Annotated in this window: 24 protein-coding genes, 2 tRNA genes, 3 rRNA genes and 1 riboswitch; of the genes, 8 read left to right on the forward strand and 21 right to left on the reverse strand. The window is 45.5% G+C overall.

Annotation, left to right across the window (positions count from 1 at the left end; all coding sequences use genetic code 11):
• Positions 1 to 7: 7 nt before the first annotated feature.
• Positions 8 to 796 carry an HAD family hydrolase gene (locus tag M1D30_RS08895; RefSeq protein WP_248503149.1) on the reverse strand — a complete coding sequence of 263 codons (789 nt, stop codon included), beginning with the start codon at positions 794 to 796 and terminating at the stop codon, positions 8 to 10.
• Positions 797 to 832: 36 nt separating this feature from the next.
• Between M1D30_RS08895 and M1D30_RS08900 the strand changes: the two genes are divergently transcribed.
• On the forward strand, positions 833 to 1,540 hold the full coding sequence (locus tag M1D30_RS08900; protein WP_248503151.1) for an RNA-binding domain-containing protein: 708 nt from the start codon (positions 833 to 835) through the stop codon (positions 1,538 to 1,540).
• Here the strand turns inward: M1D30_RS08900 and M1D30_RS08905 are convergent.
• The 4 genes from M1D30_RS08905 to M1D30_RS08920 form a co-directional block, all read right to left on the reverse strand.
• Entirely contained in the window at positions 1,527 to 2,303 is a 777-nt protein-coding gene (locus M1D30_RS08905; protein ID WP_248503153.1) for a hypothetical protein, read from the reverse strand. The genes M1D30_RS08900 and M1D30_RS08905 overlap by 14 nt on opposite strands.
• A gap of 160 nt (positions 2,304 to 2,463) precedes the next feature.
• Positions 2,464 to 3,561: a DUF262 domain-containing protein gene (locus M1D30_RS08910; RefSeq protein WP_248503155.1), complete on the reverse strand. Its 1,098-nt coding sequence runs from the start codon at positions 3,559 to 3,561 to the stop codon at positions 2,464 to 2,466.
• A gap of 3 nt (positions 3,562 to 3,564) precedes the next feature.
• Entirely contained in the window at positions 3,565 to 4,581 is a 1,017-nt protein-coding gene (locus M1D30_RS08915) for an adenine-specific methyltransferase EcoRI family protein (protein ID WP_248503158.1), read from the reverse strand.
• Between the two features lie 373 nt (positions 4,582 to 4,954).
• A complete protein-coding gene (locus M1D30_RS08920; RefSeq protein ID WP_248503160.1) occupies positions 4,955 to 5,650 on the reverse strand; it encodes a helix-turn-helix domain-containing protein in 696 nt (231 codons plus the stop codon).
• 173 nt (positions 5,651 to 5,823) lie between these two features.
• Between M1D30_RS08920 and M1D30_RS08925 the strand changes: the two genes are divergently transcribed.
• Genes M1D30_RS08925 through M1D30_RS08935 form a run of 3 tightly spaced genes read left to right on the forward strand, consistent with a single transcriptional unit; the run spans position 5,824 to position 7,439 of the window.
• Complete coding sequence (locus M1D30_RS08925) at positions 5,824 to 6,537, forward strand: DUF4417 domain-containing protein (RefSeq protein WP_248503162.1); 714 nt, start codon at positions 5,824 to 5,826, stop codon at positions 6,535 to 6,537.
• Positions 6,527 to 7,000 carry a hypothetical protein gene (locus tag M1D30_RS08930; protein WP_248503163.1) on the forward strand — a complete coding sequence of 158 codons (474 nt, stop codon included), beginning with the start codon at positions 6,527 to 6,529 and terminating at the stop codon, positions 6,998 to 7,000. Before M1D30_RS08925 ends, M1D30_RS08930 begins: the two co-directional genes overlap by 11 nt.
• A 7-nt stretch (positions 7,001 to 7,007) precedes the next feature.
• Positions 7,008 to 7,439 (forward strand): hypothetical protein, encoded by a 432-nt coding sequence (locus tag M1D30_RS08935; protein ID WP_248503165.1) that lies wholly within the window; start codon positions 7,008 to 7,010, stop codon positions 7,437 to 7,439.
• Positions 7,440 to 7,593: 154 nt separating this feature from the next.
• Here M1D30_RS08935 and M1D30_RS08940 read toward each other — a convergent pair whose 3' ends face one another.
• Positions 7,594 to 8,076 (reverse strand): hypothetical protein, encoded by a 483-nt coding sequence (locus tag M1D30_RS08940; protein ID WP_248503166.1) that lies wholly within the window; start codon positions 8,074 to 8,076, stop codon positions 7,594 to 7,596.
• A 35-nt stretch (positions 8,077 to 8,111) separates the two neighbouring features.
• Positions 8,112 to 8,525, reverse strand: coding sequence for a hypothetical protein (locus tag M1D30_RS08945; RefSeq protein WP_248503168.1), 414 nt, complete (start codon positions 8,523 to 8,525; stop codon positions 8,112 to 8,114).
• A 964-nt stretch (positions 8,526 to 9,489) separates the two neighbouring features.
• A riboswitch (cobalamin riboswitch) is annotated at positions 9,490 to 9,674 on the reverse strand.
• Between the two features lie 229 nt (positions 9,675 to 9,903).
• On the opposite strand from M1D30_RS08945, the gene M1D30_RS08950 reads away from it, so the two are divergent.
• Entirely contained in the window at positions 9,904 to 10,542 is a 639-nt protein-coding gene (locus M1D30_RS08950) for a uracil-DNA glycosylase family protein (RefSeq protein ID WP_248503169.1), read from the forward strand.
• Between the two features lie 61 nt (positions 10,543 to 10,603).
• On the opposite strand, the gene M1D30_RS08955 is transcribed toward M1D30_RS08950, so the two are convergent.
• The 14 genes from M1D30_RS08955 to M1D30_RS09020 form a co-directional block, all read right to left on the reverse strand.
• On the reverse strand, positions 10,604 to 11,188 hold the full coding sequence (locus tag M1D30_RS08955; RefSeq protein ID WP_248503171.1) for a superoxide dismutase: 585 nt from the start codon (positions 11,186 to 11,188) through the stop codon (positions 10,604 to 10,606).
• 123 nt (positions 11,189 to 11,311) lie between these two features.
• A 5S ribosomal RNA gene (rrf, locus tag M1D30_RS08960) occupies positions 11,312 to 11,424 on the reverse strand.
• A 131-nt stretch (positions 11,425 to 11,555) separates the two neighbouring features.
• Positions 11,556 to 14,449, reverse strand: a 23S ribosomal RNA gene (locus M1D30_RS08965).
• A gap of 198 nt (positions 14,450 to 14,647) precedes the next feature.
• Positions 14,648 to 14,721: transfer RNA gene (locus M1D30_RS08970), tRNA-Ala, on the reverse strand.
• A 51-nt stretch (positions 14,722 to 14,772) separates the two neighbouring features.
• A tRNA-Ile gene (locus M1D30_RS08975) sits at positions 14,773 to 14,846 on the reverse strand.
• Positions 14,847 to 14,997: 151 nt separating this feature from the next.
• Positions 14,998 to 16,527, reverse strand: a 16S ribosomal RNA gene (locus M1D30_RS08980).
• The 16S, 23S and 5S rRNA genes sit together here with 2 tRNA genes alongside, the layout of an rRNA operon.
• A gap of 348 nt (positions 16,528 to 16,875) precedes the next feature.
• Entirely contained in the window at positions 16,876 to 17,595 is a 720-nt protein-coding gene (locus tag M1D30_RS08985) for a Bax inhibitor-1/YccA family protein (protein WP_248503172.1), read from the reverse strand.
• A 16-nt stretch (positions 17,596 to 17,611) separates the two neighbouring features.
• Entirely contained in the window at positions 17,612 to 18,550 is a 939-nt protein-coding gene (locus M1D30_RS08990; RefSeq protein ID WP_248503174.1) for a GNAT family N-acetyltransferase, read from the reverse strand.
• Positions 18,550 to 18,951 (reverse strand): FdtA/QdtA family cupin domain-containing protein, encoded by a 402-nt coding sequence (locus M1D30_RS08995; protein WP_248503176.1) that lies wholly within the window; start codon positions 18,949 to 18,951, stop codon positions 18,550 to 18,552. Before M1D30_RS08995 ends, M1D30_RS08990 begins: the two co-directional genes overlap by 1 nt.
• A 3-nt stretch (positions 18,952 to 18,954) precedes the next feature.
• On the reverse strand, positions 18,955 to 20,160 hold the full coding sequence (gene purT / locus M1D30_RS09000) for a formate-dependent phosphoribosylglycinamide formyltransferase (RefSeq protein WP_248503178.1): 1,206 nt from the start codon (positions 20,158 to 20,160) through the stop codon (positions 18,955 to 18,957).
• A complete protein-coding gene (rfbB, locus tag M1D30_RS09005; RefSeq protein WP_248503179.1) occupies positions 20,157 to 21,290 on the reverse strand; it encodes a dTDP-glucose 4,6-dehydratase in 1,134 nt (377 codons plus the stop codon). Before rfbB ends, purT begins: the two co-directional genes overlap by 4 nt.
• A 186-nt stretch (positions 21,291 to 21,476) precedes the next feature.
• Positions 21,477 to 21,980, reverse strand: coding sequence for a metallophosphoesterase (locus tag M1D30_RS09010; protein WP_248503181.1), 504 nt, complete (start codon positions 21,978 to 21,980; stop codon positions 21,477 to 21,479).
• 22 nt (positions 21,981 to 22,002) lie between these two features.
• Positions 22,003 to 22,629, reverse strand: coding sequence for an AAA family ATPase (locus tag M1D30_RS09015; protein ID WP_248503182.1), 627 nt, complete (start codon positions 22,627 to 22,629; stop codon positions 22,003 to 22,005).
• Positions 22,607 to 23,971, reverse strand: coding sequence for an MATE family efflux transporter (locus M1D30_RS09020; RefSeq protein ID WP_248503184.1), 1,365 nt, complete (start codon positions 23,969 to 23,971; stop codon positions 22,607 to 22,609). Before M1D30_RS09020 ends, M1D30_RS09015 begins: the two co-directional genes overlap by 23 nt.
• 117 nt (positions 23,972 to 24,088) lie before the next feature.
• On the opposite strand from M1D30_RS09020, the gene M1D30_RS09025 reads away from it, so the two are divergent.
• The 3 genes from M1D30_RS09025 to xseB are packed head-to-tail and all read left to right on the forward strand — an operon-like array spanning position 24,089 to position 26,903.
• Positions 24,089 to 25,504: a S8 family serine peptidase gene (locus M1D30_RS09025; RefSeq protein ID WP_248503185.1), complete on the forward strand. Its 1,416-nt coding sequence runs from the start codon at positions 24,089 to 24,091 to the stop codon at positions 25,502 to 25,504.
• Positions 25,501 to 26,727: an exodeoxyribonuclease VII large subunit gene (gene xseA / locus M1D30_RS09030; RefSeq protein ID WP_248503192.1), complete on the forward strand. Its 1,227-nt coding sequence runs from the start codon at positions 25,501 to 25,503 to the stop codon at positions 26,725 to 26,727. Before M1D30_RS09025 ends, xseA begins: the two co-directional genes overlap by 4 nt.
• Positions 26,724 to 26,903 (forward strand): exodeoxyribonuclease VII small subunit, encoded by a 180-nt coding sequence (gene xseB, locus M1D30_RS09035; RefSeq protein ID WP_248503194.1) that lies wholly within the window; start codon positions 26,724 to 26,726, stop codon positions 26,901 to 26,903. The genes xseA and xseB overlap by 4 nt, the downstream gene beginning before the upstream one ends.
• Positions 26,904 to 26,923: the final 20 nt, after the last annotated feature.

Consider the following 26,923-nt stretch of genomic DNA (forward strand, 5'->3'; position numbering starts at 1 on the left):
TTTTTCGTTATATCACTTGGTAGTGCCTCAGAGCATTCATAATGCCGTCCTCATCGACCGATGTCGTCACATAGTCGGCCTGCTCTTTCAGCGCGTCGATGGCATTACCCATGGCCACGCCGATGCCAGCCTGGATGATCATCGACATGTCGTTGCCCCCATCGCCAAAGGCCATCGTACGACTGGGGTCGAAGCCCTCGTGGCGCGCCATGGCCAGGATGCCCTTTCCCTTGTCGGCGCCATTGGCCGTGATGTCAGTAAACTCAGGATGCCAGCGACCTGACACGCACTGCGGCATGCGTGCCATCAGTTCAGGCTCGTAGTCGGCTGGGAAGAAGGGCGTCAACTGCAGGATGTCCTGCTCCAGCACCTCGTCCAGCGGAGCAGCCTTGTCGAGGTTCTTCACGGCCAGCATCTGGCGGAAGATGCGATCCACATCGCCCTTGGGGTCAATCACGGCCACATCCTTGCGTCCCACCACAATCAGACTGTTGCCCTTGGCCTGGCAATCGTCCACGCAGGTCATCACATCCTCCTTGGGTATGGCCTGACAGGTCACCATCTCATTGCCCACATAACACAGGGCGCCATTGGTGGTGATATAGCCGTCAATCAGCCCCTCGATGGCTCCCAGGTTGGTGATGATCAAGGGCGGACGACCCGTGGCTATATACACGCGCGAGCCGTTGGCCTTGGCCTGCGTGAGTGCTTGGATGGTGGACTGTGGAATCTCGTGGGTTTTAAAGCTCACCAGCGTTCCGTCAATATCGAAGAATAATGCGTATTTCTGATTCATAACTGCTTGCAAAGTTACGAAATAATCCTGTGAAAAATGAAAGATAATTTGGTTTTTCGCTCTGTATGCAGTACCTTTGCCGGCCGTATGGACGACAAGCGATTTCTTCTCAGTCTGATTAAGGAGGGCGAGCATCAGCAGCAGGACTTTAAATACCGTGTGGCCGATGCCTGCAAGTTGGCCAAGTCTGTATCGGCCTTTGCCAATACGGATGGGGGCCGACTGCTCATTGGCGTGCGCGACGATGGCCATCTGTCTGGCGTTCGCAGCGAGGAGGAAATCTATATGATGCACCAGGCGGCCTATAAATACTGCCAGCCAGAGGCCAGCATCAAGTTCGACACCTATCATGCCGTTTCGTCCGACTCGGCCAACGCCACGCCCTGTCTTCGCACCATTGTCGTGGCCACCGTGCCGCCATCCACCAAGCGCCCCATCTGTGCCATCGACAGCGAGGGCCGCAAGCGAGCCTATGTGCGCATCAACGACGAGAACATCGTGGCCTCGCCCGTTCACCTGGCCCTTTGGCGCGAATCGCAGAAGTCGCGAGGCGCCATGATCACCTACGACGATGACATCCGCCACCTGCTCAGCGTCATTCAGGGTCGCCAGACGCTCAACCAGATTGTCCGTGCCTCTCGCCTACCCCGTCATAAGGTCATCACCCTCCTGGCGCGCCTCATCCGTTTTGGCACCCTCCGCTGCGAATATGCTGCCCAGCAGTTTCTGTTTAGTTTGCAGTAGACTTCTCCCATTCCTGATGCATGTCGTGCCAGTCCTTACTATGGAATCCCAAACCACCTATCTGGCGTGGATGAGCAAGAGGAAGAACCTTAATCGTTCGACCTTCGATTATAGTATTTGTGGCTTTGCCATATCCATACAGATTGACATATTCCTTTAGTGACTTATATGGAACGTTGGCAACCTCATTCAAAAATTGCGAAATGGGAATATCCCCAAGGAGTATTAACAAGCCAGCTTGCGACTCCTTCAGTTCCTCAAGAATCTCCATGCAGCGCGCTGAGTCACAGAACACTGTTGGGCGATTAGGAATGGTAACCTCATTTAACCCATACTTGGCTATTTGTGGGTTATACTTATCTTTTATAACCTTCTTTTGGCTGTCGTTTATTCTGGTTTCTGGCAGAAGGTCGCAAAGCCAAGCATCTTTACGGCTGAAGCCAAGAGGCGCCAGTATGTTTTCGTCGAGTACTTTGGCTGATGGCCCATTTAGATTACTACCTGCAGGCTCTAAAGTTCCCAACTCTTTTGGAATTTTTATTTTGCTGATTATCTCGCGAGCTTCGTCGATATTGCCATCCCAGAAGATACGAGGCTCACTTGCTACAGCCAAAGCTGCACAGACTGGACGTGATTCACCAGGTTTAGTCCAACGAGCATGCACAGCGCTTGCATATACGCCAAGAACAAACACCTTCTTAGGAGTTCTATCTTCTTGTCTGAGTGGGCGAACAATCTGCCCAAAAGGAAATTGGTATGCCATAGTTTTATAATATTTATAGAGTTTCAAGGTATGTCAGGTAGCAGTATTTTTACACATGCAAAGATAATAAAATAATTCAGTCTATGCACATTTAATTTGAAAATATGGTCGGAACAAGAAAAAAGTGTTGAGGGACTGTCCCTCGACACTTTTGGTTTTATTATCTATTTCCTTTTCTGCTATTACATGCTCTACATACTAGTTGAGCATTAGATAAAACAGTTCTGCCTCCTGTACTCCAGGCATCAATATGGTCTACAGTCAACTCATCAGCAGCAAAGTGCTGATTACATACAGCACACTCATATCGTCCATTTTCATCAGTTTTAAGTTTCGAAAGCAACTCCACTTTATCATCAGCAGTAAATAGTCGTTTAGGATCTACTCTTAAGTTCCCTACTATACCTAATATCATCGCCTCTATATCTTTATCTTTAGTTGACGACAACTTATATCCCTCACTTTTTAAAAATTCATTGCAGTCTTTGCTAATATCATCTTTATGTTGTAGCCAAATAGCCCTATCCTTCAAATATTCAACTGAGAGCTTAAACTTCAGGTCGACTTTTATTTTTGATGCATCACCAAATACATCACGAATAAAGCTAATGTAGGGCTTTATCTTTTTAATTTCATCATTAAAAGATTCATCCTTATGTTGCTGTACATAGTCATGCAGTTCGCTTCGTTTGGGGAACGCCCCTCCCTTACGCACATAATATATATATTCAAGGAGATGGTACTTGTTATCACCACGGTCAACAGTTGCATTTGGCAAAACTCTGCGTACATTTGCATCATGAGCAAAGTAATCGTTCAAGCCTTCGATGTAGTCGCCGTGATATAAACCATTCAGAACTTCGAACTTTGATAGAGCAACTCCTAATGTATTGATACGATTGAATATCTCACGTTTTTTTTCTTCGGTGCCACTACAAATGATTGTTGTCAGTTTTGTATCGTCAACTACTTGCTGCAGGTCACTATCATATGCGTAATTCTTCCAGGTTTTACCTTTGTAGAGTAGATTGCCTTGTTTAAACTTCTTGATAGCTTCAATTCGTTGTTTACCATCAAGTACCTCTAGCTTACCATCCTCACGTTGCCATAGATAAAAGGCTGGCAAAGGGATCCCATGATAAAGACTGTCGATAACTAATGCCTGCTTGTCAGCATCATAAACTATGGCACGCTGCAATTCAATGTCGCTGATGATAATGCCGTTTACTACTTTCTCATATAACTCCTTTACTGTCATAAGTTACTCCTCCTTTCTTCGTTTAATGACCATTCTATCCCAAAGTCGACGATAGTGCTTGTTTCCTTGCGCTAAATAGAAGCGTATACCTCCTTTTTCGTATACAGCATCTTTCTCAACGCAATCTTTAATTGGTCTTCCTAATTGTATGCTCGACCCAATTATTTCAAATTGCTTAGGATTATATTTCTGCATAAAAGTTATGGGTACGCCCATCTCTCCATAGTAGTCATTGGGAATTTCTGCTACAGAAGGTACCTCAATAGCATCATAATTTACGTACTTAGGATATTTCTCAGGATTCTCTTCGTATGATTCAGTTAGAGTAAGTTCTTTGGATTGAGGGTCAACCTGCAGATTGGTATACCACATACAACTACGAGGCGTATTATGTTGCTTTGGTAGTATGGTTCCGTCAGGACGTTTAAAGCCACTCAAATGATAATGGTAGCCAATGCGAATATTACCATCTTGAAAATGTCGTATAATACTTTTCTCTGTTGGTGCAGTCTGAGGTCCTATCACCAGGAACTCCTTTCCATTCTTTATCAACAAATCGATAAACTCATCAAATTGGCTGAATGGCGGATTAGTGATGATGACATCGTAATGACTGTAATCTATGTCTTGGAATCGCACACCCTCGTTTGTTCTTGGATTATATCCACTTACACTGATAGAACGTATTCCACACTCTTCTGCCTGATTCAAGAGATAATAGACAAACTGGCATTTTACCAAGTCCATACGTTTCTCTATCTTTTCACGAGTTTTAGCTATATCAATGTTCTTGATCGTACCTTCCGCTGCGAACAAGTCTCTATCCAAAACATACCCTTCCTCCTTATAAACAATCTCCTCATTATAGCTTTCATCCCAGTCGCATGGGCACAAAATACGCTTACCACGTAGTTGTGGCAAATATAAGCATACTTCGTCCGCAATGTCCTGAAACAGCGTATAATACTCATCGTCCCGTTTCTGTTTGCTACTTTGCAACCTTGCTGTACGTTTAACCATTGGTTACTATTCGGTTTATAGCACTGCTGACTTATCGGGATTTTAACGGGCTAAACTAACAAGGCCTCAGGACATAGAAAAAGCGTGAACCGCCTTATCTTTGTCTTGAGGCCCTAGGAAAGCCCGAATTACCAGATAAGTCATGTCCACGCCATACGACGCAGACATCAGTGACTAATCATCGGTAATTCTATCTGTAAAATTTCCTAGGTTTCAAGACAACCGAATAATCAGCTAATGCTGTTATTATTCACCCTCAAAAATCGCACCAGCCACCTCCTCTGAGGTTCAACGCCAGTACTTGATTGCAAAGATACGAAAAAGTTTGGAAATGAAGAGCAATAAAGAAAATAAAATGATAATAAGCGATAATTTATAATACTGCAGCCGTCAAATCATTACCTATTTTACGAATTGCCTCCAAAATACGTTTGACTTGATCTGGCCGAGCTTTTTTGAGTCCATTAGCATATTGTGAAAGCTGATTCTGATTAATTCCAGAAACGCGACTAATGGCTGCGAGCGAAACATAAGGACTATAGGCTCTCAGCAACGATGTTGCATCAAGGAATCTGTACTCAAACGCATACTCTTTGTTTTCAAGCCAACTTGGTACACTTTTACCATCAGAAGCCATAACTTTTATTACGGAATCAAACCACTTTTCTATCTCTTTCTGTAATCCCATAAAAGTTTCAGCCGTAAACACAAGAGTTTCTGGTACAATAACTCCAAGCGAAGCTGAAAATTTATTCTCGCGCCAAGATACTTCCACCCTAAATTTTTTACCTAATAGATTTCTTTTAGGAAGAGAAAGTAAACCCAGAGCAGATAAGTACGTTTCGATTTTCCATGCGAAATCTGTTAGAGAGAAATCTAACGCCTCACAGTAGTCTATCAATTCAAGAATATCAATCCTTCTTGCGCCTGATTCAATTTTGGATATGTATTCCTGTCTCGCACCTAATGCTCGAGCGATATCTTCCTGCTCCAACTTCTTACATTTACGTTCATGTTGAAGTAGGAGTCCTAAATGTTTCCTTCTTCTATTTCTTATTTTTCCTTTCATCTTGGATGCAAAGATAATAAAAATATTACTACAACAAAGAGAAATATGCGAAAACTGACATAAAATTATTACGGTTGACCTAAAATGATAATATGCACGTATTGTAATCGAACGTGTTCGGGATGCGAGGTGTACACGAAGTCCCTTGTATTATTAATTTATTTTTTTTCTTTATGAAAAAAGAACTTTTTATTCCATTTAAGGAAGAGACGCAGCTAATAACTGCACATTATGGTAATGGGGAGAATCATCAAATCATTGTTCCTCCTCAGTTACAACTCAACCAAGGTATGTTTCTACCTGATCATATCATTGAACAGGAGGAATTTCACCCTAATTATGGTTTAAGGCCTGAGGATTTAATTGGCTTCAATTATGCAAAGGCAGAATATAATAAAGGAATCATTTCTAGTAAATGCGTACACTTTTACCTATATGATTATATGTTTCAATGTATCAACAATCACCCATTGCGTTATACGTCAATGTTAATGTCCTATCCCATGGTTATCAGCCCTGACAATTCAGTATATCTGAACTGGACTGAGCATGAAAGAAGACAAAGCGCATGGAGAAATCAGCAGATGGCTCGTCTATGGCAAGCCAATGGTATACCTGTCATCTTCAATGTGTCATGGGCAGGTCCAGACAGCTATGGCTATTGTATCCATGTTTACCCCAAACATTGTGTGATAGCAATTAATTGCATGGGCATAAAGGGCGATCCTGATGCCTGTTACTTTTGGCACCTCGGCTATGAAGAGGTCCTGAAGACTTTGGAGCCTTTATTAATCATACGGTATGGTGACAAGATGGAAGGAGAAAATGAAGAGATAAGTATTTATTTTAATAACCCTATAATAAAAAGAATGAAATATGGGAGGTAATGGAGCATCAGATTATCGTCGCAGATACGCACTTGATATCTATGGTGGAGATCGTTTTAAACAAGTTGGCATGATTGGAAACAATAAAGTCGTGTCCACTTCCGTTAATGATAATACAAGTATACCTATGAACAACTTCAGCTCGAAGATGTACTATGTTGCTTCACCAAAAAATTCGACTAAAATAGTTGCTATCGCATTCTATAGTGGTCGGACACATAAAATCGTTAAGTCTATCGACCTAATCTATGACAAGTCGGGCAACCTGGTTCCATTTAAACAAGTGAAACGAAAAGGTAAAATCCACAAAACGGGTACCCATACTCACATTTGGTCAGGTTATACAGAAAAAGGAAAAGTAGGAAGAAAATCCCATGATAAAAAGAACTACTTTGAACCCACAAAAATCGATATGAAGTATATCAAGAAGGCTCTTAAGTATAATCAAGAACATCAAAAATGAACTGTATATGGCACGAAAAGTTCTAAAAAATAATTTTTGGTATCCTATACCAAAGCGAGATAAAGATACCAACTTATATGAGGATGAGTTAGGATGGAATGATGCCAATCAATCTGATGCCCACTCCACTGACTCATGGAACATCTTAAAGTATTATCTGAAGCACATTGGATTTGACCTGGCGCTATATTTGGTGGAGGCTGATGAGTTTTACTACATTGACAACATTCAGAACAATGAGGTTTGGAAGCTCAAAGACCGTGAGGACTGGGATGGCAAATATATCATGGAAAGGGTGGAATTCGCCCATTGTCCTGAACCAGAACCTGAGGTCATCTATGAATATAGTGACATCCGTGACTTGTGGGTAAACCTAAGGATAAATGGTTTGACGCTGAAAGAAGTAATTGAGCGTTCTGTTGTTTTCATAGAACATTAAGACACGCCACATGTCAACGAATTCTGGAAAAGACAGAATGACTGGCGCCTTAGGAAAATGAAAAAACGAAATGATATGCCGATATGCCAGTATGACGATATGGGTAGGCAGGAAACGGCATCTGACATTTCCTAGAAGAATCAAAGACCTGTCCTTAATCTCCGTTTTGATGGATGTAAGTATCTATCTGAGCGGCAATCTCGCTGGCCAGTACGGCGCCATAGCCTACACGGAGCTCAATAGTGGGACGAAGCGGGTCGTTGGTGCCGATGATGACAGCATACTCGTCGACGGTGTAGGGCGTGGCCATGTTCTTCGGCATCACACTCATCAGACTACTGAGCTTCAGTTCCTCGCCAGCAATAATCGCGAGGTCACGGTTGGGATAGAACAGGATGAGGGCAGGAAGCTCGTTGGCCCTCGAGGCATCGAGCACCACCACATCGTCGGGCTCGCCGTACCTCTGCATCGTCTCCTCCACAGTGGCGTAGGTCACCCTTGGAACCTCCGTCCTCTCCTTGCGCTTGATGATGAAGTAGGCAATGGGGATGATGGGCAACAGAAGCAGCAGGTAGGGTCCAAAACCAATGGCTAACAGGGCGATGGCAATGATGGCAAGAATCGTGTTTCGTTTCATATATAGTTCGATATTTACATTCTCCGAAAAAAAAATTACGACTGGGCAGTTTGGCGAACGGCGAGCTTCATGGCATCGGGGGTGCCGAAGGTGCGACGGAGGAGGGTCTCGACGTATTTGCGGACGAGGGTTTCGTCATTAATGGGGGTGAAGAGGCGCAGACCTCGGGTTTGATTGTAGAACACGAGCTTGACGTCGTCGTTCAGCGTGCGACTGCGGCCGGCGATGCTGAGCATGCCGTGCTTCTGAGCGGCCAACAGGACGTCGTACTGCTGCCAAACGCGAAAACCTACCTGGCCAGACAGGTGGTCGATGGACTCGATATAGCTGTCGTCGTTGATAAACGTCTCGATGGTCTTCTTCGCTTTACGATTGTGACGGATGATATAGAAGGTGTAGAACAACAGAATGAAAACTGCTATGGGAAGGATTGATGCTAATGGTGACATAATTACTCGTTAAGTTATTAATGATAGTGCAAAGGTAATAAATTTCATGTGATAATGCAACATTTTTGATGAAAACATGGGGGGACATACCTCAATTGTCATGTTGACCGTAGTAGAGTTCTCTACATTGTCAGGAATAAATCAAGAAAACGATTGGGTGGTTTTTCAGTTTATGGCATAACACATAACGGCATATCGGCATATCATTTGGTAAAATCAATGTTTTTGGCGCATCAACAAAAAGGGATATATATTTTATAGATTATATATATATTATAATATATATATAATCTATATATATTGAATACCCTACTTCACGATCCCTATCATGAAAATAAAAAATCGAAATGATATGCCGTTATGCCGTTATGCCGATATGCCATAAATAATTATACATATAAAGAAAAAGTGCTAAAAATTAGGGGTCTGAGAAAGGACAAACTAGAGCGGCGGAGTGGGTGTTTCTGGGGTGTTTTCGGCTTGATTTTCGTTGTTTTTGCACCCCTATCGATTTTACGATGCAACGGAGGCTGAGTTACACCCTAACGGAGCCTGTTTTACAATGCAACTCAGGCTCCGTTGCAGGGTAAAACAGCCTCCGTTGCATCCTAAACGAATATGCGAACGCTTTCTGATTCTTTACACTTTTGGAGGTATTTTTACAACCGCTTAAATATCAGCACATTGCTTATTTGCTCATATTTCGCCTGTACGCGCGCGAAAAATTTTTGGCGGAGAATTTTTAAATCTCAGAGGGGCTTTTGTCCGAAAAATTCCTTCTCGTCTCGAAACCTAAAAAAAGGATGCAACGCTGTCTCACGACAACATTGCACCCGAACTTATATAATAATACACGTATGCACATGCCTGTGCTTTATACCAACACAGAGACAAAAAACATCATCATGACATGTAGCCAACAAAAATTTTCTGATGCCGCACGCCCTTACATCGAGGGTCGTTCGACTTGCTAACCGTACAAGGCTGGTCTTCAGACTTTACTCCACTCTCAAGCGCCTTCTCACCCAAATGGGCAATGGCTTTCTGCTTAAGAGCCATAATGGAGCTCACTGCTGCGGGACAGTCGGAGATTCGCACTCACATTCCCAATTAAGCACAGCTAAGTGCACCTTTACGGGCAACTCTTCTATGGAATTGCGCTACAAAGGTAATACTTTTTTTAGAACTACATGCATAATAAGGGATTTTTTTGTAAATTTGCAAACGAATGGTATGCATCGACTACCTGGAACATAATAATTATATTTGTGATATGGAACCAACCCAAACCCGTGAACGCATCCTCTGTTCGCTGTTGCTGTCCGATGCAGGCACGGCGAAAGTCGCTTCACGAGTTCGCGCAATATCTTTTTAAAGAATGATATCTTATCTGAATATCGAAAATATAGAACGCAGTACAGACGGAGTGGAATATCATCCGCTCCGCCCGTTCTTACCTGAAAATGCGCGTGTGCTGTTCCTGGGTAGTTTTCCTCCACAGCGCAAACGATGGTGCATGGATTTCTATTATCCTAACTTCATCAACGACCATTGGCGCATTGAGGGACAGGTGTTCTTTGGCAATAGGAATCACTTCGTTGACACGAATGCCAAGTGCTTTAAAATCGACGAGATTGTGGCCTTCTGTAAGGAGCGTGGTTTGGCTTTCTTCGACACGTCTACGGCTATCAGACGGTTGCAGGACAATGCTTCGGATAAGTTCCTGGAGGTGGTAGAGCCTACAGACATTCCTACGTTGCTACAACAGCTGCCGCTCTGTCGCGCCATCGTCACTACGGGCGAAAAGGCCACGGACACCATCTGTCAGGCAATGCACATTCCTGCAATCCCCAAAGTGAACAATGCTATCGCCATTCCTGAAACATACAACAGCCACGGCGAACAGATCCTGCTCTATCGCCTGCCCTCCTCTTCGCGCGCCTACCCTCTGTCGTTCGACAAAAAGGTAGAGGCATATCAAAGGATGTTCTTAAGTGTGCTCAATAATGAAGTATAGCCTGTTGTCCAGACAGACAACAGGCTATATAATTCAGGCATATAAAAGTCGTTCTTATTCCTTAGACATATCGCTTCTCTATAATACTCCAGTCAATGATCTGCCAAAGGGATAACAAATGGTCTGGACGGCGATTCTGATAATCCAGATAATAGGCATGCTCCCAAACATCAAAAGTCAACAGCGGTTTCAGGCCTTTCTGTACTGGATTAGCGGCATTGGCTTCTTGGGTAATGACTAGCTTTCCATCCTTATCGGCTGACAGCCAAACCCAACCTGATCCAAAGAGTGTGGTTCCCTTCTTGTGGAACTCGTCTTTAAAAGCCTTAAATGAACCAAAGTCACGCGTAATAGCTTCGGCCAAGGGGCCCGTTGGCTCCGTCTTCATAGGTTTACCTGCAAACTGGCCGAAGTACATTTCATGATTAAGAATCTGTCCAGCATTGTTTTGTAGACCACCTGTTGCCTTACAGACAATATCAACAAGAGACGAATTCTCAAACCCACTGCCTTCGAGCAGTCCATTCAAATTATTAACATAAGCCGCTAAGTGCTTCCCATGATGAAAACCAATGGTTTCAAAACTAATCACTGGCTCTAAAGCCTCTGGTGCATATGGTAACACCATTAATCTAAACTTGTTCATAATAAATTAATTTCTGGTTAGCATTGGCAAAGATAAAGAAAATATTTCATTTAACAATGGAAAATGAAATATAAAACACAAAAAAGACCCTGACTCATTTCTGAATCAGGGTCGTGCTATAAAAGATGGCGGCCTCCTACTCTCCCGCATTGCATTGCAGTACCATCGGCGCAAGCGGGCTTAACTTCTCTGTTCGGAATGGGAAGAGGTGGGACCCCGCCGCAATAACCACCTGAATATCTCTGGACTAGGATTGCCTAGGACTGCCTAGGAAAAGCCTATCCGTATAAGGTTGGCATATCAACACAAGAACTGTAGCACTTACCTATATAAACCAAACCGCTCACAGTTGAAAATATGCGCTTCACAGCGAAAGATCTCGGGCAATTAGTACAGCTCGGCTTTGACGTCACCGTCTTTACACCTGCTGCCTATCAACGTGGTAGTCTACCACGACCCTCAATGGAGCCCTCATCTTGTGGCCGGCTTCGCACTTAGATGCTTTCAGCGCTTATCCGATCCCGACGCGGATACCCGGCGGTGCACCTGGCGGTACAACCGGTAAACCGGAGGTCAGTCAAACACGGTCCTCTCGTACTAGTGTCCGATCCACTCAAGACTCCTACGCCCACGATAGATAGAGACCGAACTGTCTCACGACGTTCTGAACCCAGCTCGCGTGCCACTTTAATGGGCGAACAGCCCAACCCTTGGGACCTTCTCCAGCCCCAGGATGTGACGAGCCGACATCGAGGTGCCAAACCACCCCGTCGATATGAGCTCTTGGGGGGGATCAGCCTGTTATCCCCGGAGTACCTTTTATCCTTTGAGCGATGCAGTTTCCATACACTTGCACCGGATCACTAAGCCCAACTTTCGTTCCTGCTCGGGATGTCTCCCTCCCAGTCAAGCGCCCTTATGCCTTTACACTCTATAAGGCCGGTTACCAATCGGCCCGAGGGCACCTTTGGAAGCCTCCGTTACGCTTTTGGAGGCGACCACCCCAGTCAAACTACCCACCAAACAGTGTCCTTGTATCCACAAGTTAGACCTCAGGCAGCAGAAGGGCCGTATTTCAACGGCGGCTCCATGAACGCTGGCGCGCCCACTTCATAGCCTCCGGCCTATCCTACACATCCGATGACCAAGGTCAGTGCTAAGCTGTAGTAAAGGTTCACGGGGTCTTTTCGTCCCATCGCGGGTAATCGGCATCTTCACCGATACTACAATTTCACTGAGCTCGTGGCCGAGACAGCGTCCGGATCATTACACCATTCGTGCAGGTCGGAACTTACCCGACAAGGAATTTCGCTACCTTAGGACCGTTATAGTTACGGCCGCCGTTTACTGGGGCTTCAATTCAATGCTTCATCCGAAGACTGACATCTCCTCTTAACCTTCCAGCACCGGGCAGGTGTCAGGCTGTATACCTCATCTTTCGAGTTTGCACAGCCCTGTGTTTTTGTTAAACAGTTGCCTGGACCTATTCTCTGCGCCTCGCCGAAACGAGGACCCTTTATCCCGAAGTTACAGGGTCAGTTTGCCTAGTTCCTTAGCCACGAATCTCTCAACGCCTTAGTATATTCTACCCGACTACGTGTGTCCGTTTGCGGTACGGGTACCACACGGGTTAAGCTTAGCGGTTTTTCTCGGGAGTCTGATTACCTGCACTATTGGATTCTCCCGAAGGAGACTCCATACTCTCACGTTCGGCTCGGAGTGTGGATTTGCCTGCACTCCTCAACACCTACACGCTTCAACGCGCTATTCCGTCAGCACGCGGCAGTGTCACTGCTCCGTCACCACGTCGCCCCGTATGGTAGTCACGGAATATTAACCGTGTCAGCCATCGCTCTCGCCCTTCGGCTTAAACTTAGGACCCGACTCACCCCGGGGTGATTGACATCGCCCGGGAAACCTTAGTCTTATGGCGGGGGTGAATCTCACACCCCTTATCGTTACTTATACCTACATTTGCTTTTCCATAAGCTCCAGTGAACGTCGTCGCTCACCTTCGGCGCCGATGGAATGCTCCCCTACCGATACTTTTTAATGCTATCCCGCGCCTTCGGTACCTGCCTTATACCCGATTATTATCCATGCCCGGCCTCTCGACTAGTGAGCTGTTACGCACTCTTTGAATGAATGGCTGCTTCCAAGCCAACATCCTAGCTGTCATCGAGGCCAGACTTCGTTAGACTAACTCAGACAGGATTCCGGGACCTTAGACGGCGGTCTGGATTCTTCTCCTCTCGGGGACGGACCTTAGCACCCGCCCCCTTACTGCCGGACTGCAGACCGTGAGCATTCGGAGTTCGTCAGGTCTCGATAGGCGGTGAAGCCCTCTTGACCTATCGGTCGCTCTACCTCTCACGGTGACCATCCGACGCGGCACCTAAATGCCTTTCGGGGAGTACGAGCTATCTCCGAGTTTGATTGGCCTTTCACTCCTACACACACCTCATCCGGAAGCTTTTCAACGCTTATCGGTGCGGACCTCCATCCCGTGTTACCGGGACTTCATCCTGGACATGTGTAGATCACTCGGTTTCGCGTCTACCCCATCCAACTAAACGGCCTGTTCAGCCTCGCTTTCACTGCGGTTGCGTTCCATAAGAACTTAACCTCGCTGGACATGGTAACTCGTAGGTTCATTATGCAAAAGGCACGCCGTCACTAGATATACTAGCTCCGACCGCTTGTAGGCGACTGGTTTCAGGTACTATTTCACTCCCCTCATAGGGGTGCTTTTCACCTTTCCCTCACGGTACTCGTTCGCTATCGGTCTCTCGGGAGTATTTAGCCTTACCGGATGGTCCCGGCGGATTCGCGCAGAATTCCTCGTGCTCCGCGTTACTCAGGATACCACTAGGCCCCCTCTGACTTCGCGTACTGGACTATCACCAACTATGGTCGGACTTTCCAGACCGTTCTGCTCGTCATCAGGATACCACGACGTGGTCCTACTACCCCGCATATGCATTGCTACATATGCGGTTTGGGCTCTTCCCCGTTCGCTCGCCACTACTAGGGGAATCATTGTTTATTTTCTCTTCCTGGGGGTACTAAGATGTTTCAGTTCCCCCCGTTTGCCTCATTACCTTTGTAATGATAACCGGCCTTCAGCCGGCTGGGTTGTCCCATTCGGAAATCCCTGGATCAATGGTCATTTGCACCTACCCAAGGCTTATCGCAGCTTATCACGTCCTTCATCGCCTCCGAGAGCCAAGGCATCCACCAGACGCCCTAACTTTCTTTCGCCTACCTCATTCCCGACTTGCGTCGGAAAGAGATGCTCATACTTTCAGCTGTAATTTTGAGATTTATTAATCTACTCAGTTTGACTCTTATAAGTCTTTACTTACAGTCTTGTGTGTCAATATGTCAAAGATCTCGTTCCAGATGAGAGATGAGAGATGAAAGATATGGTTACCTTTACCTTCAAACTCACCGGAGTAGTGGAGAATAACGGATTCGAACCGTTGACCCCCTGCTTGCAAAGCAGGTGCTCTAGCCAACTGAGCTAATCCCCCAGTAGGAGAATTGATAATTGAAAATTGATAATTGACAATTATCGTTTGAGGTAGTCCCAGGCAGACTTGAACTGCCGACCTCCACATTATCAGTGTGGCGCTCTAACCAACTGAGCTATAGGACTCTGTCGTCGGTCAGAGGGGGTGCCTCTGCCCAGCCTCATACATTCTCTTATATTATAAACAGTGCGTAGTAAAGAAGCTAGGGTTGAATCAAACCTCTTCTTTTTTGCTTCCGACTGACTTAGTGTCTGTCGTGATAGTCATCCTCTCCAGAAAGGAGGTGTTCCAGCCGCACCTTCCGGTACGGCTACCTTGTTACGACTTAGCCCCAATTACCAGTTTCGCTCTAGGCCGATCCTTGCGGTCACGGACTTCAAGCGCCCCCGGCTTTCATGGCTTGACGGGCGGTGTGTACAAGGCCCGGGAACGTATTCACCGCGCCATGGCTGATGCGCGATTACTAGCGAATCCAGCTTCATGGGGTCGGGTTGCAGACCCCAATCCGAACTGAGGATGGCTTTCTTGATTAGAATGTATTTGCATACACCCGACTCTCTGTACCACCCATTGTAACACGTGTGTAGCCCCGGACGTAAGGGCCGTGCTGATTTGACGTCATCCCCACCTTCCTCACACCTTACGGTGGCAGTATCACCAGAGTGCCCAGCATTACCTGATGGCAACTAATGAAAAGGGTTGCGCTCGTTATGGCACTTAAGCCGACACCTCACGGCACGAGCTGACGACAACCATGCAGCACCTCCACAGCAGCCCCGAAGGGAGTCACTATCTCTAGATCCGTCTGCTGCAGTTCAAGCCCGGGTAAGGTTCCTCGCGTATCATCGAATTAAACCACATGTTCCTCCGCTTGTGCGGGCCCCCGTCAATTCCTTTGAGTTTCACCGTTGCCGGCGTACTCCCCAGGTGGGATGCTTAACGCTTTCGCTTGGCCGCTGACACTGTATCGCCAACAGCGGGCATCCATCGTTTACCGTGCGGACTACCAGGGTATCTAATCCTGTTCGATACCCGCACCTTCGAGCCTTAGCGTCAGTAATGCCCTGGAAGGCTGCCTTCGCAATCGGAGTTCTTCGTGATATCTAAGCATTTCACCGCTACACCACGAATTCCGCCTTCCTCGTGCACACTCAAGCCCGCCAGTTCGCGACGCACTTCCACGGTTGAGCCGCGGCATTTCACGTCACGCTTAACAGGCAGCCTGCGCTCCCTTTAAACCCAATAAATCCGGATAACGCCCGGACCTTCCGTATTACCGCGGCTGCTGGCACGGAATTAGCCGGTCCTTATTCTCATGGTACATACAAACGGGGACACGTCCCCGACTTTATTCCCATGCAAAAGCAGTTTACAACCCATAGGGCCGTCATCCTGCACGCTACTTGGCTGGTTCAGGCTCTCGCCCATTGACCAATATTCCTCACTGCTGCCTCCCGTAGGAGTTTGGTCCGTGTCTCAGTACCAATGTGGGGGACCTTCCTCTCAGAACCCCTACTGATCGTAGGCTTGGTGGGCCGTTACCCCGCCAACAACCTAATCAGACGCATCCCCATCCCTTAGCGATAAATCTTTAATCCATTTCAGATGCCATCGACGGATAACATAGGGTATTAATCCGACTTTCGCCGGGCTATGCCCTACTAAGGGGAAGGTTGGATACGCGTTACTCACCCGTGCGCCGGTCGCCATCAATCAAAGCAAGCTTCGATTATGCTGCCCCTCGACTTGCATGTGTTAAGCCTGTAGCTAGCGTTCATCCTGAGCCAGGATCAAACTCTTCATTGTAAATTTGTATCTCTTGACATCATCAAAACAACAAAAGTCGAATTAACGTGTCATATAATCTGTACTCAGAATGACTATCCAGTATTCAAGAATTAAACGGTTTGTTTCAATTACCCAAGCACCTAAAAAAATTAAGTGCTCGCTTCTTGTACTACTTCTGTCTATGTAAATCTTTCAAAGAACTCTTTCTTTATTCGCTTGCCCCAAGTTTTGAGGCGAAAGCGGATGCAAAGGTACGGCTTTTTCTCGAATCACCAAACATTTCCCATGTTTTTTTAATAAAAAGACTGCAAGTTTTCGTCTTTATTGACAAACTTGCAGTCATACACCTTATTATATAATACTTATTTATTCTCTTCTTCCAAAAATCCTCAATAGGTAGAGGAACAGATTTATGAAATCAAGATAAAGGGTAAGTGCACCTAAGACGGCATATTTTTGTGTAGCTTCACTTGCATCAGGAGCCATCAAAAACATTTGTTTGATTTTCTGAGTATCATATGCCGTCAATCCCACAAAGATAAGTACGCCAAGATAGGTCATTAGTACTTCAAGACCTGAACTAGCTACAAATATGTTAACCACAGAAGCAATAATCAAGCCTATAAGCGCCATCAGAAGAATTTTTCCCATAGACGAAAGATCTGCCTTGGTAAAGAAGCCAACAAGCGACATGGCACCGAAAGTGCCTGCTGTGATGAAGAATGTAGAAGCCAGGCTCCCCATTGTATAAACATAGAATAACGACGAGAAGGTGACGCCATTCAATGCAGCATAAGCAACGAACATGAGTGTAGCAGCCGACAAAGAAATCTTCCTAATGGCAGCACTCAATCCGATAACGAGTCCAATCTCAGCAAGGAAGAGTATCCAGATGAGTTGCGAATGCATAAAGAGAAAATTACTGATGGCTGCATTGGTTGCCACAACATATGCCGTAAGTCCTGTAATAACCAGCGCCATTGACATCCAAAGATATGTTTTCCGCATCAATGCAGGAAAAGCATACGAGGCTTCAAGTTGTCTATCGCGCGAAAAAGATTGATAGTTCATTTCTTCGTAATCCATAATTATCTGTTTAAAATTAAAGTATCCATTCGTAAGTATCGTACATCACAGTACGACCACCATAACCCTCCTTATGAGCGATAAGTCCCTCGTTGAGAATAAGTCCTCCCTGCTCATTAGAGGTTCCAAAGTCCAAATAGCGCATGTGACGATAATCACGATACATCACTTGATCGTAAATTGCCTCCATAGCACCCAAACGTTTCCCTTCATCCGTTGTGCCGCTATACTGTCCGTGAAGGACATGTCCCATCACATAGAACGTGATGCCCCCTATCACCTTATCGTCCAAATAAGCATTATACTGAATAATCTTATCGGGGAAGCGCGACTTCAGAAGTTCTATCTCTTGAAGTGTATGCACAGACTGTGCCTGAAATTTCTTTTGAAGATTATCATTAAGAACAGGCCAGAATTCTGCCAAATTGGCATCACGTTCCACCCTAACGCCTGCCACCTGAGCCTGTTTTAGACGGCGACGATGATCTTTTCGCCAACGCAGATTGGCATCCAGGAAGATGACCGTGCCAGACATACGCTGTTGCAATCGAGCACCACATTTCCAGAAGATGGCATAGAGGTCTTCCTCTGATGGCAGTCGGTGATAGACCCAAGGGATAGCACGATAGAGCACTTTCTTAAATCCACTCTGACGTAGATAGGTATTAAGCTCCTCAAAAAGTACTAGCACATCAGCGGTGGTTACATCTTCATCCATCAACAACCCACCATAGGTCAAACCACGATGAGAACAGAAAATATCCCCTACCTCATGAGCAGGAAGAACTGAGTGTAGATGATTGCCAATATAAAACAATAATGAGTGATCAAAGAAACGGTCACTATGATAGTCCATATATTCACGATAGAACAAGAAGGTGGCATTACGCGACTTTTCCACATAATGGTTCCACACATCGTGATGGGCTGGAGTATATCTAACAATCGTAAACATTACTTTGCTGTCAGTTTCAGGAACTCATCGTAGTCGTAGATATATTCATCCTCATCAAAGAGTTCAGATGCCAGCACCAGACAAACAGCGCCACTTGAGAAATCCTCCAACGTACGCCACACATTAGTTCCTACATAGAGTCCCTGATACGGATGATTCAGATGAAAAGTTTGACGCACCTCACCGTCATAGACCTCCACATCAAACGATCCACTTACTGCTATGATAATCTCCTCGCAAGTGCGATGAGCATGACCACCACGACGCTCACCCGATGGGACATCGTAAGTCCAATAGACACGAGCAATATCGAATGGAATATTCTTCAACTGCTCAGCTACTGTCAAATTGCCACGAGGATCGACAATCTTAGGCAGGTCAATTATCTTGGCCCTATCCATCTTTTAATGTTCGAATTTAGTATACGGATCAGTGCCAAGGACAGTTTTCGCCAAGCGCTTGGCCTTATCTCGAAGAGCATTGACATCATCACCCACCTCACCATAGCAGAGGACGACACCCATACGACGCCCCTTATGAGCTTCTGGCTTACCAAAAATACGAATGCGGGTGCGATCCTCCTTCAGAGCCTCCTCCAGATTATAATCGAGCAGAGAACGATTAACAGGTGCCGACGCCTCTTTAGGCGAGAGAATTACTGCCGACGCACCAGCATGCTCCAGATGAATAGCAGGAATAGGCAACCCCATCACAGCACGGAAATGCAGTTCAAACTCACTGAGATTAGTAGTATGTCCCAAGGTCACCATACCAGTGTCATGCGGACGGGGAGACAACTCAGAGAAGATGACCTCGCCCTGCTTGGTCAGGAAAAACTCAACACCCCAGATACCTGCACCAGTCAGCGCCTTGGTCACCTGGTCCGCCATATACTGGGCCTTCTTCAACGCCTCGTCACTAATCTTATAAGGTTGCCAAGACTCACGATAGTCACCAGCCTTTTGCACATGTCCAATGGGAGGACAGAACAGTGTGGGCCAGCCATTCTTCTGAGTGACGGTGAGAAGGGTGAACTCAGAGTCAAAGTCAATAAACTCTTCAATAATCACCTCCTTCACATCACCACGCGAGCCTTCCATAGCCTCCTTAAAGGCCTGCTCTAACTCATCGTCGTTATGAACATAACTCTGACCATGACCAGAAGACGACATCAGCGGCTTGACTACACAAGGGAAGCCAATCTCATCGGCAGCTGCCTTAAATTCTTCGAAGGTCTTTGCATAGAAGTATTTGGCTGTACGCAGACCGAGCTCCTTAGCAGCAAGGTCGCGAATGGCACGACGATTCATGGTGAAATTGACAGCGCGAGCCGAAGGTACGACCTGAATGCCCTGTTCCTCAAATTTAAACAGACGCTCTGTACGAATAGCCTCAATCTCGGGCACGATGATATCGGGCTGATGTTTTTTCACCACAGCCTCCAACGCATCACCGTCGAGCATAGAAAAGACTTCACGCTCATCGGCCACCTGCATGGCAGGGGCATTATCATAACGATCACAGGCAATAACATACTGACCTGCCCGCATAGCGGCAATAACAAACTCCTTACCCAGTTCTCCTGAGCCTAATAGCAAAATCTTTTTCATCTGTTAGCGTACATGTTATCGTAATACTTCTGATAGTCTCCACTAGTCACATTATCCAACCATTCCTGATTGTCAAGATACCAACGAACTGTTTTCTCAATTCCTTCTTCAAACTGAAGTGATGGTTCCCAACCGAGTTCCTTCTGGAGTTTTGAACTGTCGATGGCATAACGCAGGTCATGTCCAGCACGGTCGGTAACATATGTAATGAGATCCATATCCTCGCCTTCTTTACGACCAAGGAGACGGTCAACAGTATTGATAAGCACCTTGATGATATCGATGTTCTTCCACTCGTTGAAACCACCAATATTATAGGTATCGGCAATCTTTCCCTTATGGAAAATCAAATCGATGGCACGTGCATGATCTACCACATAAAGCCAGTCACGCACGTTTTCACCCTTACCATAAACAGGCAGGGGCTTACGATGGCGGATATTATTAATAAAAAGAGGTATCAGTTTCTCTGGGAACTGATAAGGACCATAGTTGTTAGAGCAGTTGGTTACCACCACCGGCATCCCATAAGTATCATGGAAAGCACGTACAAAGTGATCACTCGAAGCCTTTGACGCACTATAAGGAGAGTGAGGATTATACTTCGTTGTCTCCAAGAAGAACTTATCGCCATAAGCCAGATGATGCTCTGCTGAAGAAGCCGTTGTTGTGAATGGAGGCTCTATACCCTCTGGATGTGTGAGTTCAAGTGCACCATACACCTCATCAGTAGAGATGTGGTAGAAGCGCTTACCTTCATACTTCTCTGGCAGACTCTCCCAATAGAGTTTGGCAGCCTGAAGCAGTGACAAGGTACCCATGACATTTGTCTTGGCAAAGGTAAACGGATCCTTAATAGAACGGTCCACATGACTCTCTGCCGCCAGATGAATGATACCATCCACCTTCTTGTCCTGCATCAACTTGTAGAAGGCATCGAAGTCGCAGATGTCCATCTTCACAAATTCATAGTTGGGCTTATTCTCAATATCCTTGAGATTTGCCAGATTACCTGCATAGGTCAACTTATCCAGATTAATGATATGGTAGTCTGGATACTTGTTCACGAAAAGGCGCACCACATGACTTCCAATAAAGCCTGCACCACCGGTAATAACAATGTTCTTCATTTTTATGATGTTACTTATTTCTATTTTTCAGTTTACTAAACAGCGTTAATGCTATATAGATAACAAAGCAAACGCCATAGGTCTGAGCAGCCTCATCCCACGTTTTATCGAATCCTACGATATATGACAATAACGTAAGAACAGCAGCTACTATTGTGCCCGTAACGAAATCTACAATATATTCTTTCATTTTCTACGTGGGTCTTCTAAAGTTATAACCTCCGCATCCTTAAACGCAGAACCATCTATCGTAAGACGTACTATAGTACGCTCTTTATGCCATCCCTGCAAGCCAGCTGCCCCAGGATTGATGTGAAGCATCTTCAAGGTCGCATCATATTTCACCTTCAGAATATGAGAATGGCCTGCAATAAATAATTGAGGAGGATTAGTATAGAGCGTACGGATAACGGACGGGTCGTATTTTCCTGGATAGCCTCCAATGTGTTTTATCAGCACATCTACATCCTCACATTTGAATCTGTTCAACTCCCGATACATCAGACGGAGGTCCCCTCCATCACAATTGCCACATACAGCACGAAGCGGACGAAATTCAGCTAACCGTTCAGCCACCTCTAAGTTACCAATATCGCCTGCATGCCATATTTCATCACAGGGCTCAAAGTAATGTAGATACTTAGGGTCCCAATAGCTATGAGTATCGCTGATAATGCCAATTCTTTTCAAGGTTAGAAGTCTCTTTAGAAATTTATAGTTTTAGTTTCTTTCTCACAAATTCTGCAATAAGACGAGCCGTTTCCTGGGAGCCTATAGCAGCAGAGTCAATGCAAAAGTCATAACTGGCGGCGTGCCCCCATTGTTTGCCAGTGTAGTAATTATAATAGGATGCTCGTCGGCTTTCCACATGTTGTATTCGCCTAATTGCTTCCTCATACGTCACATCTTTTTCCTTCATAAAGAGTTGGGCACGAGATTCTATGGGAGCAGTAATAAACACATTAACAACATTGGGAAAATCACGCAATACATAATCGGCACAACGACCAACGAACACACACGAACCCTCTTGGGCAGCCTTAATGATAGCATCACTCTGGAACTTAAACAAGTTCTCCTGCGAGAAATTGTTCTGATAGAAATTACTGCCACCGCCCCAATTATTGAGGTAAGGAAGATGGAGAAAAGAACGAAAGAAGCCCTTACGTTCATCACTTTGTTTAAAGAACTCTTCCGAAAAGCCGCTTTCCTTAGCAGCTAAGTTCAGCAGCTCCCGGTCATAATATTTGGCCTGAAATTCATTGGCTAGCAGCTTTCCGATTTCCAGTCCACCAGCACAAACCTGACGACCGACGTTAATGATGATATGTTTGTCCATAAGACTTAAATTTTCTTATATGCCACAACAATATGGGAATGGTGAATGCAAAAGCCAAGAAATCACTGGCAGGCATAGAATACCACACACCATCAAGCCCCCATTGCAAAGGGAACAGATATGCCATCGGCAACAAAAGTATTAGCTGTCGAGACAAAGAGAGGAAAATACTAATCTTAACCTTACCTATACACTGGAAGAAGTTTGTAATGACGGCCTGCGAACCAACCACAAAGAATACCAGCATTGCCAACTTGACACCACGCGCTGACATATCAAGCAGTACGGGGTCGGAAGTAAAAATCCCCGCAATTTGACGTGGGAAAAGCATAGAAACAGACCAACCAAAAAGCAGAATAGACGTTGCAACAGCAATAGACATCCACACACATCGCATCATTCGATCGTATTTCTGCGCGCCATAGTTATAGCCCACTATTGGCTGCATGCCTTGAGTAACTCCCATTACGAACATAAAGAACACCATAACCATGGAGTTGGCTATCGAATACGCTCCTACAGCCATATCGCCACCATAGCTTACGAACTGGTTATTCATGAAAATAACAATGATGCACGAAGTGGTTTGCATCAAGAATGGAGATATACCAATGGCGACAATATTACGAACCAAATCGGTCTTCAGCCGGTAGATTCCGCGTTTCAAATGTAATAGCTCACGTTTATTACTCAGTATCCACATCTGCCAGCAAAGAGCAAGCGACTGCGACAAAACTGTAGCAAGTGCCGCACCACGGATTCCCCAACGGAACCACCAGACAAAAGTCATCACCAGCACAATATTACAACCAACAGTAAACAATGTGGCATACATAGCATGGCGTGGCTTTCCAGCAGCACGTAAGACTGCATTCATGCCAAAATACATATGGGTAACCATATTACCTAGCAATATCACCTGCATAAACTCACGGGCATAAGGAAGAGTCGCTTCCGAGGCTCCAAAGAAAGTCAGAATCGAATCAAGAAAGACCAAGCTAACCAGCATAAAAAGAAAGCCGACAATAACATTGAGGGTAATGGTATTGCCTAAAAGATGCTGTGCTGTACCATAATCACGCTGACCCAATTTTACACTGATACAGGTTGACGCGCCAACACCTACGGCTGCTCCAAAAGCAGCACTTAGGTTCATAAAAGGAAAAGTGATGCCTAAACCAGCGATAGCCTCTGGACCCACCACCTGGCCAATTACCGAGCGGTCAATAATATTATAGAGAGAACTGGCAACCATAGCCACCATAGCCGGCAATGCATATTGCCAAAGCAACTGTCCAACAGGCTTTTGCCCAAGTTCTAAAGCTTTCTGTCTATTATCCATATTTCAATTTGCAAAGGTAAACCATTTTTCCGACATTGCCAAATTTTAAAGCTACCAAAGTTTGGCTTTTTCAATAATTATTCGTACTTTTGTGCCCGATAAACAACTTCGGATCTGATGAATCGCACAATCATATTACTAGTGTTGCTCATCACGAGTATTACCACAGATGCCGCCAAGCACCATTTTCCTGGCGGCAAATGTTATATATACCGATACAACCTATGCGATAAAGCGGCAACAAGCTATTCACTCAACGCCCCCCAACTATTTTTATCAGAAAAAAGCATAGAGCGTAGACAGCGCCAAGGGTTGCCCATCGATTCTACTGACCTACCAGTTTGTCAATTATACATCAAACAGTTTAACGTAAGGGGCGCACAAGTAGTTGGCACCAGCAAATGGCAGAACACAGTCCTCGTCCAATCAAACGACTCAGCAATTCTTAACAAGCTCGGTCATCTGGACATTGTACGCAAAGCCACCTGCGTGTTCATCGCACCAGACTCTATCGACAGCCCCGGTGATGTAAGATGGAATGTCCACCAGGAGTTTAACCGCTGGGACTCTGTAAAAAACGACCCATACGGCATGGCACGCAATCAGATTGAAATGTTGAATGGCATCAGATTACACGAGTTAGACTGTACTGGCCGTGGGATATCTATTGCAGTTATTGACGGAGGTTTTCAGAACTACGACCGTATTCCGGCTTTCAAAAGCACGCATATCAAAGGAACTTTCAACTTCGTCCCCAGTCGCATAGACGAGATTGTAAAAGATAAAGAACGTGGCCCTTTCCATGTTATTGACCACGGAACAAAGGTACTCTCTGCTTTGGCTGCTAATGCGCCTGAAGTACACATCGGAACAGCACCCGATGCCGACTATTGGCTTCTGCGCAGTGAAGCAGAGCAGATTGAGCAGCCTGTTGAAGAAGATTTATGGGGCATGGCTGTAGAGACGGCCGATTCTGTTGGCGCAGATATCATCAGTTCGTCGTTGGGCTACTATGCCTTTGACGGAGGTCTTGGAAACTATCGACTACAAGACCTGAACGGGCAAACAGCTTTCATCTCACGTGAAGCATCTATGTTAGCAAATAAAGGCATGGTTCTATGCAACTCTGCTGGCAATTCAGGCATGGGTCCATGGAAAAAGATTGGCGTTCCTGCCGACGCAACTGACATTATCACTGTTGGAGCCGTAGACAGAGAACAGCGATTAGCATCATTTTCAAGTATTGGTCCATCACAAGATGGTCGCGTAAAACCAGATGTAATGGCCCAAGGTGCTCCTGCGGCACTTATCTCCGGTCGAGGCACATTAGTTCACGACATGGGCACATCGTTTTCAACGCCCATAGTTTCTGGTTTAGTAGCATGCCTTTGGCAGGCACTTCCGAACAAGACTGCGCACGAGATCATCGAGTTAGTACGCGAAAATGCCAGTCAGTATCATGAGCCAACCAACATATTCGGATATGGTATACCCGATTTTTGGAAAGCATACACCTCACAACAAAAACAATGAGAAAGGCCACCTTTAGTCTCTATGAGCTAAACTCTCTGGTTCGCCAAACGATTGATCAGACCCTAAACGAGGAGTATTGGGTCGAAGCCGAACTGGCAGAATGCAGAATCAACAGGGGACATTGCTACATGGAACTCATTCAAAAAGACGAGCAAAGCAACACCCCTATAGCGAGAGCACAAGCCAAATGTTGGCAAAGCTCATGGGCCATGCTTGGCCCTTATTTTGAGAAGACTGCAGGACAAGCGCTACACGCAGGGCTAAAAACGCGTCTGAAGGTATATCCACAATTCCACGAAACTTATGGTTTTTCATGGATTGTAACCGATATAGACCCAACATATACCTTAGGCGATTTGGCCAGGCGAAAACTCGAGATTATCCAGCAGTTAAAAAGCCAAGGAGTATTTGATCTACAAAAAGAACTCAAGCTATCACCTTTCTGCCTCAACATCGCAGTCATATCAAGTGAGACTGCCGCGGGCTATGGCGACTTTGTTAACCAGTTAGCCGACTCGTCCTACCATTTTCAGACGCGTCTCTACCCTGCCATAATGCAAGGCGAACAAGTGGAGCACAGTATTATAGATGCTCTAAACAGCATCTACAATGAGATAGAAAATTATGACTGTGTTGTGATTATTCGTGGGGGTGGCGCCACGGCCGATCTTTCAGGGTTTGACACACTCACCTTAGCCGAGAACGTAGCACAGTTTCCCTTACCAATCATTACAGGCATTGGACATGATCGCGATGAGTCTATACTCGACATGGTGAGCCATCAGCGTGTCAAAACACCAACTGCTGCCGCACAGTTCCTTATTGGCAGCATTGACACCACCGTTCAACGAATAGACAATTGTCAAGAACGCATGATACGATACATTACCTCCAGAATGGAGGCCGAGCACTTAAAAGTTACCCGATTGGCTGATCGCATACCAGCTCTTTTCTCGCTAGTCAGGACTCGCCAAGAAGCACGTATCGATACCCTATCAACACGCATACAATCGGCCCTTACACTTACGTTCGAAAAGCAGCGACACCAATTACAATTGTTGCAACAACGCGCTAAAGCATTAGACCCCACCCTGCTTCTAAAACGTGGTTACAGCATAACTACACGCCAAGGGCGCGTCATAAAGAACGCAGCCGAGATTAAACCCGGAACAGAAATAGAAACCCGCCTAGAACAAGGCATAATCATCTCTATAGCAAAATGACCTACGAAGAATCATTGAAACAACTGGAGGACATCGTCCAAAAGATGGAAGCTGGCGACTACAGTATTGACGAGTTGGCAGAAAAACTGACGTTGGCACAACAACTTATCAGCAAATGCAAAGAGAAACTTGACAGAAGTGACACTGAAATCAAGAAAATTTTAGAAAATCGATAGAAAAACTTGTGAGATAGCAG

The sequence above is a fragment of the Prevotella sp. E15-22 genome, from assembly GCF_023204875.1.
GTDB lineage: Bacteria > Bacteroidota > Bacteroidia > Bacteroidales > Bacteroidaceae > Prevotella.